7 protein-coding genes and 1 pseudogene are annotated in these 12,163 nt (G+C 66.9%); 4 read left to right on the top strand and 4 right to left on the bottom strand.

The annotated features are described in order from the left end of the window. A pseudogene (locus tag A5652_RS19405) lies at positions 1 to 198 on the top strand (TetR/AcrR family transcriptional regulator); the annotation flags it as partial. Positions 199 to 401: 203 nt separating this feature from the next. Here the strand turns inward: A5652_RS19405 and A5652_RS19400 are convergent. Then, positions 402 to 1,541, bottom strand: coding sequence for an acyltransferase (locus A5652_RS19400; RefSeq protein WP_067355181.1), 1,140 nt, complete (start codon positions 1,539 to 1,541; stop codon positions 402 to 404). Next, positions 1,541 to 3,241: a DEAD/DEAH box helicase gene (locus A5652_RS19395; RefSeq protein WP_067355176.1), complete on the bottom strand. Its 1,701-nt coding sequence runs from the start codon at positions 3,239 to 3,241 to the stop codon at positions 1,541 to 1,543. The genes A5652_RS19400 and A5652_RS19395 overlap by 1 nt, the downstream gene beginning before the upstream one ends. Positions 3,242 to 3,408: 167 nt before the next feature. Here A5652_RS19395 and A5652_RS19390 point away from each other — a divergent pair, with 167 nt between their 5' ends. Both A5652_RS19390 and A5652_RS19385 read left to right on the top strand, forming a co-directional pair. Next, positions 3,409 to 4,002, top strand: coding sequence for an LppP/LprE family lipoprotein (locus tag A5652_RS19390; RefSeq protein WP_067355172.1), 594 nt, complete (start codon positions 3,409 to 3,411; stop codon positions 4,000 to 4,002). A gap of 61 nt (positions 4,003 to 4,063) precedes the next feature. Then, the gene (locus tag A5652_RS19385; protein WP_067355169.1) at positions 4,064 to 7,480 is read left to right on the top strand and encodes a TM0106 family RecB-like putative nuclease; all 3,417 of its coding nucleotides are present in this window, start codon (positions 4,064 to 4,066) and stop codon (positions 7,478 to 7,480) included. A gap of 63 nt (positions 7,481 to 7,543) precedes the next feature. Here A5652_RS19385 and A5652_RS19380 read toward each other — a convergent pair whose 3' ends face one another. Further along, positions 7,544 to 8,521 (bottom strand): N-acetylmuramoyl-L-alanine amidase, encoded by a 978-nt coding sequence (locus A5652_RS19380; protein ID WP_067355165.1) that lies wholly within the window; start codon positions 8,519 to 8,521, stop codon positions 7,544 to 7,546. A 374-nt stretch (positions 8,522 to 8,895) separates the two neighbouring features. After that, the gene (locus tag A5652_RS19375) at positions 8,896 to 10,875 is read right to left on the bottom strand and encodes an MFS transporter (RefSeq protein ID WP_067355161.1); all 1,980 of its coding nucleotides are present in this window, start codon (positions 10,873 to 10,875) and stop codon (positions 8,896 to 8,898) included. Positions 10,876 to 11,153: 278 nt separating this feature from the next. Between A5652_RS19375 and A5652_RS19370 the strand changes: the two genes are divergently transcribed. Beyond that, complete coding sequence (locus tag A5652_RS19370; RefSeq protein WP_197514022.1) at positions 11,154 to 11,933, top strand: hypothetical protein; 780 nt, start codon at positions 11,154 to 11,156, stop codon at positions 11,931 to 11,933. Positions 11,934 to 12,163: the final 230 nt, after the last annotated feature.

Genomic DNA, 12,163 nt, shown 5'->3' with positions numbered 1-12,163 from the left:
GTGATCGCGGGCCTGGCGGTGGCGTTCCTACGCTCGCTGGGACCCGACGATCCCGCCGCCGTCGAACGCCGGGCCCGCTGGACGGTCCGTGTGATCGTCTCGCTGCTGACTTACCCGGGCCGCGATGAAGACGACGAACGGGCGATGATCGAGGAATTCGTCCTGCCGATCGTGACGCCGATTTCCGCCCGCGATTAAGCGTCACGCCGGCCGGCCCGCGACCACTGGTGGAAGTGCCCGCCTCCGAGCAACAACCTGTTTCCGCTGGTCATGCCCATAAACGAAGTTGTCGCTGTGAGGCGGGCAAATTGCCCTCTGCACCCGCGGAAGGACTCCGGGGTCGGTGTTACGAATGGTGCGCCGCGGCGCCCGGCTGTGCCCCGAGGGGCGGCGGCCGGCTCTCAGTCCCGGACGCGGGTGAACCGGTGCAGCAGCCACGCCAGCGGGATCGTCACAACCAGCGTCGCAACGTACAGGTAGAGCATCGACCCGGTATACACACGCGCGCCGACGATGTAGTCCATCGCGAATTCCATGGTGACCAGGTGGATCAGGAATATCTCGTAGGAGATCTCCCCCAGCCACACCATCGGGCGGCTTGCCAGTATTCGCGAATACCAGCCGTGGTCACTCAGGGCCAGCGGTGCCACCGCGAGCGCGGCGATGACGGCATAGAAACACGTCTTGAACAACGCCTCGCTCAGCGTCGCCGGGGAGGTCGTGGGTGCGCCGGCAATGGGCGTGGACACGATGAAATAGCACACGACCGCCAGCGGTATGGCCACGAACCCGTAGGCGCGCACCCCCATCTCCTGCAGCACGGTCAGTATCATTCCGGCAAGGAACCACGCCAGATAGGTGGGGAGCCACAGCCGTGCGCCGTCGGGAAACCAGTGATCGGTATGCACCAGGACCAGCCAGACCGGGCTGATCAAAGCCATTGCCGCCAGGGCACCCAGCACGCGTTTCGGCTGCCACTGGCGCCGGCAGATCACCACCAGCAGCAGGTACGCCAGCAGCGGCAGCACCACGTAGTACGAGCCCTCCACCGCAAGGCTCCACATCTGGGTCAGCCCCTGGTGCAGATACTTGCCCAGGTAGCCGTTGCAGTAGATCTGCGTCAGCGTCAGATTGCGCGCCAGCCCCAGCCAACTGTGTCCGGGGTTCGGCCCGGCATCGCGGTAGTGGTAGAGCACATAGGCGAACAACACGGTGATCACATAGGCGGGCATGATGCGCCGAACCCGGTGCCACGCATAGCGACTCAGCGACGGCGGTACGCCGTCTTGCGCCGCCGACTTCACCCACGGCCTGAACAAAAGGTAGCCGGAGAGCACGAAGAAGATCGGCACCCCGATCTCCATCCGGGAACCGACCAGACCCCAATACCCGTGCGTGTACTTGCCGGTGGTGTAGGCCGCGTGGGTGCCGACGACGAGGAGCGCCGCGACCGCGCGAATTCCGGTCAGCGAGGCGACCCGGTCGACGCGAGAGGTCTGCTCGAGCCCGCCCTGGGCGTCTTGCTCTTCTGACAGCGTCATCAACCGTGTTTCCTGCGCGGCTTCCCACCGTCTCGGCCGCGGGGCTTGTTGCCGGACGACCGCTCCGGCTGAAGGTTGATCAACACCCCCGAAATGCGAGTGTGCTCAAGTCTTTTGAAGGTGGACTTGGGCAAGTTGGCCGGCAGTTCGACCAGGGAGAAATCCGGCCCGATCGCGATGTGGCCGAAGTCGCTGCGATGCAGCCCGCCCTCGTTGGCGATGGCGCCGACGATCGCGCCAGGGCCGATCTTGTGCCGCTTGCCCACCGCGATGCGGTAGGTGGCCAATGGCCTTGCACTGCTTTGCCTTTCGGAACGGTCACGGCGGTCTGCGCGGCGCTCGCGCCGCTCCGGTGGTGGTTCGGGTGACATCAGGAATTCGACGCCATCGCGGGACTGCACCGCCAGCGCGGCGGCGATGTCGGCCATCGGTGTGTCGTGCTCGCGTTCGTAGTCCTGGACCAACTTGCGGAAGAGGTCGATCCCGGGCGAACCGAGCGCGGCGGTGATGGAATCGGCGAATTTGGCCACCCGCTGCGCATTGACGTCCTCGACGGTGGGCAATTCGATTTCGGTGAGCGATTGGCGCGTAGCCTTTTCGATCGCCTTCAGCAGGTGGCGCTCGCGCGGGGAAACGAACAGCAGCGCCGTTCCCGAACGACCGGCCCGACCGGTGCGCCCGATCCGGTGCACGTAAGACTCGGTGTCGTGCGGAATGTCGTAGTTGAGCACGTGCGATATCCGCTCCACATCCAGCCCACGCGCGGCCACGTCGGTGGCGACCAGGATGTCGATGCTGCCGTCCTTCAATGCGGCGACGGTGCGCTCGCGCTGCCCTTGCGGGATGTCCCCGTTGATGGCCGCCGCGGAAAATCCCCGGGCCCTTAGCTTTTCGGCGACTTCCTCGGTTGCCTGTTTGGTCCTGACGAAGACGATCATCGCCTCGAACGATTCGACTTCCAGAACCCGCGTCAGCGCGTCCATCTTGCGCGGGCCGGCGACCTGGATGTAGCGCTGCGAAATGTTCTCGGCGGTAGCGGTTTTCGCTTTGGTGCTGACTTCTAATGGATCGTGCAAGTACTTGGTGGTGATCTTGCGGATCGCCGGCGGCATGGTCGCCGAGAACAACGCCACCTGTTTGTATTCCGGGGTTTCGGACAGTATGCGATCGACTTCTTCGGCGAACCCCATGGTAAGCATCTCGTCGGCCTCGTCGAGCACGAGGTAGTCGACGTGGGACAGGTCCAGTGTCCCGCGCTCGAGGTGGTCGATGACGCGGCCCGGGGTGCCGACCACCACGTGGGCGCCGCGGCGCAGCCCGGCCAGCTGCACGCTGTAGGAGGAGCCGCCGTAGATCGGCAGCACGTTGATCTTGGGCAGGTGGGCCCCGTACCGGCTGAACGCCTCGGCCACCTGCAGGGCCAGTTCCCGGGTGGGGGCGAGCACCAGCGCCTGGGTGGCCGTGCTGGTGACGTCGATCTTGGACAGGATCGGAATCGCGAACGCGGCGGTCTTGCCGGTGCCGGTCTGGGCCAGCCCGACGACGTCGGAGCCCGCCATCAGCGCCGGGATCGTCGCCGCCTGAATGCCGGTGGGCGACTCGTAGCCGACGTCAGCGATCGCCCGCAAGACCGAGGGATTGATCTGCAGGTCGGCAAATGTCGTTGAGGCAGCTTCAGTTGAGCTGTCCGAGAGGGTCATCGTCCAAGGAGTCTAGTGGTGATCGCGAGCTCAGCGGACGCTGAGCGCTGCGGGTCACCACCAAACGGCCCAGTGGTGATCGCGAGCTCAGCGGACGCTGAGCGCTGCGGGTGATCGCCGGCACACCCGGCCCTGCCTGCCACAGTCCCGGACCCGTTGAAGGTACGGTGCCCGATGTGTGGTCGTCGCCGTGTCGTACCGAGCCACTGACCGGCTCGGCCGCTCTCGCTCTCATCGCCCTCACCATGACCGGCTGCGGTTCGGGGGACTCCACCGTCGCCAAGACTCCCCAGACCAGAACCACGTCGGAGGTCGCGTCGATCACGGCTCCGGCCACGCTGCCGGCGGCCGCGCCCCCCGGCAATGCCCCGCCGGCCGATCCCTGCGCGGTCAACCTCGCCTCGCCCACCATCGCGAAGGTGGTTTCCGAGCTGCCGCGCGACCCGCGCAGCCAGCAGCCCTGGAACCCCGAACCGCTGGCAGGCAATTACAACCAGTGCGCGCAGCTGTCGGCGATCATCATCAAGGCCAACACCAACGCGGTGAGTCCGACCACCCGTGCGGTGCTGTTCCACCTCGGCCAATTCATCCCGCAGGGCGTGCCCGACACCTACGGATTCAACGGCGTTGATGCGGCGCAGACAACGGGTGACACGGTGGCGCTGACCTATCCCGGCGGGATCAACGGCTTGAACACCGATGTGAAATTCCACTGGAACGGCAACTCGGTCGACCTCATCGGCAACACCCCCGCCCACTAATCTCCGGGCACGCCCGCCCGGCGCGGTCCACCTGTCGGAGCGCTGACCTACAGTGGCTCCAGTGTTGGTCTCCGGCGACAGCATCGTGTACAGCGCATCGGATCTTGCCGCGGCCGCCCGCTGCGAATTTGCGCTGCTGCGGGATATCGATGCGAAGCTGGGCCGCGGGCCCGCTCCCATCACCGTCGAGGACGAACTGCTCACGCGGACGGCTAACCTCGGTAGCGAACACGAGCGACGCGAACTCGCGTCGCTGCGCGACCGGTTCGGGCAGGCCGTCGCGATCATCGGCCGCCCCGCCTACACCCCCGCCGGCCTAGCGGCGGCGGCCGAGGCCACCCGTCGCGCCGTCGCCGATCACGCGCCCGTCGTGTATCAAGCCGCCATGTTCGATGGCCGCTTCGTCGGCTTCGCCGACTTCCTGGTGCGCGACGGCGACCGGTACCGAGTCGTCGACACCAAACTGGCCCGGTCGGCCAAGGTGACCGCGCTGCTGCAGCTGGCTGCCTACGCCGACGCGTTGGCCGCCGCGGGCATCCCGGTCGCGCCGGAGGCCGAGCTGCGCCTGGGCGATGGAACCGCGGTGCGACACCGGGTTCGCGACCTGATCCCGGTGTACCGCTCGCAGCGAGCCCGCCTGCAGCGCCTCCTCGATGAGCACTACGCGGGCGGCGCCGCGGTCCGCTGGGACGACGAGGGTGTTGCCGCCTGCTTTCGCTGCCCGCTCTGCCTTGAGCAGTTACGCGCGGCCGACGACGTGCTGCTGGTGGCCGGCATGCGAGTAAGCCAGCGCGACAAGCTCTTTGATGCCGGCATCGGCACCGTCGCCGACCTGGCCGATCTTCGCGGATCCGTGCCCGGCCTGGCGCCCAGTGTGTTGGACAAGCTCGCCGTTCAGGCCAAACTGCAAGTCCGCCAGCGTGAAACCGGCGTTCCGCAGGTCGAGGTCATCGACCCGCAGCCGCTGACGCTGCTACCCGAGCCCGACCCCGGGGACCTGTTCTTCGATTTCGAAGGCGACCCGCTGTGGACCACCGATGGACGCCAGTGGGGCCTGGAATATCTCTTCGGTGTACTGGAAGCCGGACCGACAGGCAAGTTTCGCCCGTTGTGGGCGCACAACCGGGCCGACGAACGCAAGGCGCTGATCGACTTCTTGGCGCTGGTGGCCAGACGCCGCAAGCGCCGCCCCAACATGCACATCTACCACTACGCGCCCTACGAGAAGACGGCGTTGTTGCGACTCGCCGGACGTTACGGAGTCGGCGAGGACGAAGTCGACGAACTGCTGCGCAGCGGTACGCTGGTCGACCTTTACCCGTTGGTGCGCAGGAGCATTCGCACCGGCGCGGAGTCATTCAGCCTCAAGGCGCTGGAGCCGCTCTATATGGGGGCTCAGCTGCGCGTTGGTGACGTGACCACGGCCACCGGGTCGATGACCTCCTACGCACGCTACTGCGAACTGCAGGCGGACGGCCGCGGCGACGAGGCAGCATCCGTGCTCAAGGAGATCGAGGACTACAACCACTACGACTGCCGGTCTACCCAGGAGCTGCGGAACTGGCTGATGTTGCGCGCCTACGAATCCGGCGTGGTGCCGATTGGCGCCCAGGCCGTGGCCGACGGCAACACGGTCGATGACCGCGACCAGCTGGCGGTGGCGTTGACGGCGTTCGCCGGAGCCGCCGGCGTCGACCAGCGCACTCCGCACCAGACGGCGGTGGCACTGCTGGCCGCGGCGCGCGGTTACCACCGGCGCGAGGACAAACCCTTCTGGTGGGCGCACTTCGACCGGTTGAACTTTCCCATCGACGAGTGGGCGGATAACACCGATGTGTTCGTCGCCGAACACGCGTCGGTCAGCGTGGACTGGCACACGCCTCCACGCGCGCGCAAACCGCAGCGCCGACTGCGGCTCCGCGGCGAGCTGGCGCGCGGTGACGTGAAGAGCGATGTCTTTGCGCTCTACCACCCGCCGGCTCCGCCCGGCATGACCGACAGCCCGGACCGGCGGGCGGCCGGGCGGGCCACGGTCGTCGAGGCCGATGACCCGGCGGTCCCGACCGAAGTGGTGGTACTCGAACGGGTTGGCAGCGACGGCAAGACCTTCCACCAGTTGCCGTTCGCGCTGACTCCGGGCCCGCCCATCGCGACGACGGCCCTACGGGAGTCGATCGAGGTGACCGCGACCGGAGTGGCCCCCGGATTGCCGCACCTGCCCCGCAGCGCCATCGTCGACGTGCTGCTGCGGGGCGCGCCCCGCCAGCGCGGCGGCACTCTCCTCCCCCGTGGCGACGACGCCGTCGCTGACATCACCGCCGCGCTACTGGATCTGGATTCCTCATACCTGGCGGTGCACGGTCCGCCCGGCACCGGCAAGACGCACACCGCCGCCCGGGTGATCCACGGCCTGGCCACCGAACACGGCTGGCGGATTGGCGTGGTCGCGCAATCGCACGCCACCGTAGAGAACGTGCTGGACTGTGTGGTCGACGCCGGTCTGGATCCGCAACGGATCGCCAAGAAGCGCAACGAACACCGGGCACCCCGCTGGCGGGAGATCGACGGCGGCGCCTACGCCGCGTTCCTCGCCGACACGCCAGGATGTGTGATCGGCGGAACGGCATGGGATTTCGCCAACGCCAATCGGATACCGCCGGGAAGCCTGGATCTGCTGGTGATCGACGAAGCGGGTCAATTCTGTCTGGCCAACACCATCGCAGTGGCCCCGGCCGCCGCAAACCTGCTGCTGCTCGGGGATCCCCAACAGTTGCCGCAAGTCAGCCAGGGCACTCATCCCGAGCCGGTGGATGCCTCCGCGCTGGAATGGCTGCTCGACGGTCAGCGCACCCTGCCCGACGATCGCGGCTACTTCCTTGACCTCTCGTACCGCATGCATCCGACGGTCTGCGCCGCGGTCTCGGCGCTTTCCTACGAGGACAGGCTGCATTCCCATGATTGCACCGCCGCCCGCCTTCTCGAGGGCCATCAGCCGGGAGTGAAACTGCTTTCGGTTGAGCACCAAGGCAATTCGACCGAAAGCCCCGAGGAGGCCGACGCGATCGTCGGCGAGATCCACCAGCTGCTCGGCGCATCGTGGACAGACGAACACGGCACCCGCGCGTTAGCCACGGCCGATGTGCTGGTGCTGGCGCCCTACAACGCCCAGGTGGGGCTGCTACGTCACCGGTTGACCGCCGCGGGGCTCGCTGGAGTGCGGGTCGGGACGGTCGACAAGTTCCAGGGCGCACAGGCGCCGGTGGTTTTCATCTCGATGACGGTCTCGTCCATGGACGCGGTGCCCCGCGGCATCTCCTTCCTGCTCAACAGGAATCGACTCAACGTCGCGGTAAGCCGGGCTCAGTACGCGGCGGTGATCGTGCGCTCCCCGTCGCTGACGGAGTACCTGCCCGCGACACCCGAGGGCCTGATCGACCTGGGCGCCTTCCTGGCGCTCACGCAGCCCGATCTGCGGTGACTAGCTGACCGGTTACGAAAAGTATTCCAATAGTAATGAATGCGGCCCGGCGGAGTCTTCGCTTCAAACTCGGTTGCGCATCGGTGAAAACCGCTCAACCTGCACGGGCGGGCCGTCGGCTGACGGCGGCGGTACCACGGCAGCAACACCGTTGATCACGGTAACGACTGTCCCGCTCCCACGCTCGATGTTCAGGGTGCCATGTTGAAAATTCTGGATGACCCACTCCGACTCCTGGATTTCGGCGCTGGTCGGCAGCCCCAGCGCGCTATGTTCGTAGCCCAGGGTGCCCCACGCGGCGTAGATGGTGGAGGTGACGGGCTGCGCCCCGGTGGTCGGCGACCAGTACATTGCGCCCCTTTCGAAGATGACGTAGCGCGTGGCTCCCGCACCGGTCGATTCCGACGACTGCGGTGCGCCCAGGGCGCTCCTCATGCCGCCCATCGCCTGCCACCGGTCATAGATGGCACTACCTTGCAGCGACTGCGCCAGATCATCGGCGCTGGGGCGTTTGTTGAATCGCGCGGCAATGTCACGAATCTGGTTCATCAAACCGAATCCAAGGTTGCCGGGGCAATCGGTGTCGCCGACGTCGCGGTGAGCGAAAATGCACGGCAAGCCCACGGTGGTGCCCTGAGGGAAACGGGTGTAGGGGCCCCCGTCCGATGTCAACGCGATGCTTCCCTGCGGGTCGACGCCATCCAGTGCCAGACGCCACCCGAGCAGGCGCCCCACGGTGCGCAGCTGGACCGGCGTGGGGACCACCGCGTCGAAGTCTCCGATCATGCACACCGCCCATGTGTTGCGGTTGAACCCGCCGGTGTGGGTGCCCAGAACCGCTCTGGTCATCCCGCCGAATCGGCCCTCGAATACCTGACCGTACTTGTCGACCAGGGCGTTGTAGGCGATGTCCGACCACCCCAAAGTACGGGTGTGGTAGTCGTAGATCGACCGCACAGTTGCCGCGGAATCCTGCTGCGCGTAGTCGTTTACACCGGCAGAGTGGTGCACGACGGCTGCCTTGATTCCGTTGTCGTACATCGGTGCTCGGCGGCGAATGGACTCGTCGGCGCCCCACCCTGCGCGACTGACGATATTGAAATCCTGCCCCGGCGCTTCGACCGCCGAAATCAAGGACGTATCAGCTGCCGCACGCAGGGGTTCGACCAGGCCTGACGTGGCGGCGCCTAAACTCAGCGTAATCGGGGCGGCCGCAGCATATTTGAGGACATCACGGCGCGAGAAAGACGGTGTCGCACTGCACCCGCACCGATCACGCACGGCGCCACGATAGCTCGCGGTCACGCTATTCCTCGCGCGACCCGCCGGAGCCCAACGCGGGTTGTAGACGAAGGGTTCGTAGTGCCGACACAAGGGTTTTCGACCACAATTGCGCCCTGACGCAAATTGACCGGCTAACCGGTCGACGAGTGCCGGCCCGAGCCGGTGGGATCGTCGTCCGGATCGGAGTGCCGGTGCCGACCTCGCAGCGATTCACCCTCGGGGAAGTGCCGCCCCGCCGTGTGTTGGCGGCGCGGCGGCCGGGTGAGCCGATCGCCGGGCGGCAAGGATTTGGACGGGCGCCGCACCGCCACCTGGCGAAGCTGTTTGCCGCTGTCCACATGAGACCCGTTGTGGGCGTTGCCGATTGGTTGATCCGGCGCGGCGGGGTCGCGGCGCTGCACTCCGGTGGGCGCCGATCGCGGGCGATCGAACGGCTGGTGGGGCGGCTCGGGATTGCTGCCCCGCCTTGCGTCGGGCTCCCGGACCAGGACCAGTTCCACGTACTGGTCGTCGTCGTAGTCGTCGTCGACGACGTCATCGTCATGGTTAGGCCGACCGTCGCCTCGCCCGCCATCGCCCTTGCCCACCCACGGCGCGAAGCCGACCAGGAACAGTGCGGCGATGATCCCGAACAGCGCGATAAACGCCGGCAGCAACACCGATTGCGACATCGCGGCCGCGAACGGTTCACGCAGAAATGCGGGCAACTGCAACGTGAGCGTCTCCTCGCCGGCGGCCCCGCCGGCCGGCTGCCGCGGCATCTCATCCGTTATCCGCCAGGTCATGAAGGCGGCCATGCTGGCGCTGCCGAGCACGGCACCGAGCTGACGCACCGAGTTGTATACCGCCGACCCTGCGCCGGCCAGATGCGGCGGCAGGTTACGCGTCGCGGTCGCGGTCAGCGGCGACCACACGAACGCCATCCCGACCCCCATCGCGAAGAACGGCAACACCAGCCGCCAGATCGGTGTCGTCGGTGACATCTCGAAGGTGAGCCAGGTCAGCGCGATGGCCAGTACCGAGAACCCGAAGCCGAGCACCGGCCGTGGATGGTATTTGTCGACGATCTTGCCGACGAACGGTGCGAAGACACCGTTGGCGATCGCCATTGGCGCGATCAGGAGCGCCGAGCGCGTCGGCGACAGCCCGCATACGGCCTGCGCGTAGAACGTCAGCGGCAACATCATTGCGGTCGCGGTGAACGAGATGATGGCGACCCCGACGTTGCAGAGGCTGAAATCTCTGTCGAAAAAGATCACCAACGGAATCAGCGGCTCGTGCGCGTTCAGCGACTGCCAGAACGCGAAGGCCGTCATCAATCCGACGCCGGCGACGATCAACGCCCAGATCCACGGCTGCCAGTGCGCGGCCTGCCCCTGCTGCAGCCCGAACACGATCAGGAAGATGCCGAGGCCGGACAGCGCGACCCCGATGAGGTCGAAGCGGTGCGACTGGGTGGGCAGCACCGGGATCAGCCAATACGCCAGCACCAGCCCGATGGCCCCAATGGGGACGTTGACGAAGAAGATCCACTGCCATCCCAGCCCGTCGACCAGTACACCGCCAGCCAGCGGGCCCACCAGGCTGGCGACCCCGGCGGTGGCACCCCACAGGCTCACCGCGACGCCGCGCCGCTCCGACGGGAAGATCCGGGTGATGGTCGACAGAGTCTGCGGCGTGAGCAACCCGGCGCCGACGCCCTGCACGACACGCGCCGCGACCAGCATGGCGGCGCTGCCGGCCAACCCGCACCACACCGAGGAGGCGGTGAACACAACCAGGCCGATCAGGTAGAGGTTCTTGGGGCCGAACCGGTCACCCAGGCGACCGGCCACCAGCAACACGACGGCGTAGCCCAGCAGGTAGGCGCTGGTCACCCACACCACGGTGTCGTAGCCGATGTGCAGGCTGGCCATGATGGTCGGGTTGGCGATCGCGACGATGGTCGAATCGACCATGATCATGAAAAACCCGATCATCATCGCCCACAGCGGGTTCCAGGGGTTCTGCGACCGCGGCGAGCTCCGGGTGAGAAAGTCCCAGCGGTTAGCGGCCCGGGCTGGCGACGATCCCGCGCGTCCCGCGGGCGTGCGGGGCGTAGCCGTCGTCATCCACCCCACCTCGTTTCGCGTTCGCTCCCGGCGATGCTGCTCAGCCGTATCGGCCCCTGTTCGTCGACCGGTCCAACCCACGCAGGTGATACGCCACGCGCGGCACGGCAAACAGCATGAGGGCCGGCAAACGGCACGGACCGTTGCAGACATCCAGCCTGCATTATTCCCGGTGAGGCAATAGGCCGGCAGCCAAGGACCCGGTCAGGACGTATCACGCGTCAGGATTCGCCGCGGACGGGTTAACCTGGGGGAACGCCATCTGCAGGAGAGACGATATGCGGGGTCGACGGAAAAGGTCGCCGAACCGGTTTTTCACCATGTCCGACACGGGACAGCAGCCGACCGCAGACAACGGTCGACCCAAGATGTCCGCGCGGGCATTGGCGCAGGTGATCGAGCGGAGCTCGTGGTTGCAGGGCCCGGCCGCCGAGGCCTATGTCACCCGGCTGCGCAACGCAAACCCGAATGCGGGCCCGGCGGAGATCCTGGCCAAGCTGCAGAAGCGATACCTGGCCATCGTGACGGCCGGTGGTGTCGCGGTGGGGGCCGCCGCGACCGTCCCCGGCATCGGGACGATCAGCGCCCTTTCCGCGGCGGCCGCGGAAACGGTGACGTTCCTGGAGGCCACCGCGTTCTACGTGTTGGCCGTGGCGGTGGTTTACGACATCCCGGCCGATCACCGGGAGCGCCGCCGCGCGCTGGTGCTGGCAGTCCTCGCCGGCGACAACAGCGAGCACGCCGTCGCCCAGTTGATCGGTCCGCGCCGCACCGGCGGCGGCTGGATTTCCGAGAGCCTGGCCGCCCTTCCCTTGTCGTCGATGTCGAAGCTGAATTCGCGGCTGCTCAAGTCGTGGGTCCGGAAGTACACCGTGCGGCGCGGCGCCCTGTTGTTCGGCAAACTGCTGCCGGTGGGCATCGGGGTCGTGGTGGGCGCCATCGGCAACTACCTCGCCGGCAAGAAGATGATTCGCAACGCCAACCGGGCGTTCGGCGCCCCGCCCGCACGCTGGCCCCGTGCGCTGCACCTGGTGCCTAGGATCCACGAGGCCGGTTAGCCCCCCGGCCGTCCTCGTGTCCCCCGGTCTACCTGGCGGATCGGCGGCGAAAGGTTAGCCTTTATAGGGCGGAAACAATGGGTATCGCCATCGGTGTGAGGTGTTCGGTCGTCCGGGACCGACAAGGGTGCAGGCGCCGCGGGAATGCGCTTGCGGAACAGAAGGATTGAGGCGAACTGCGGTCGTGAGCAACATAAGTTCACCATTCGGGCAAAACGAATGGCTGGTCG

The organism is Mycobacterium sp. 1165178.9, from assembly GCF_001673555.1.
Lineage (GTDB): Bacteria > Actinomycetota > Actinomycetes > Mycobacteriales > Mycobacteriaceae > Mycobacterium.
This window is presented reverse-complemented; position numbering and strand designations above follow the sequence as displayed.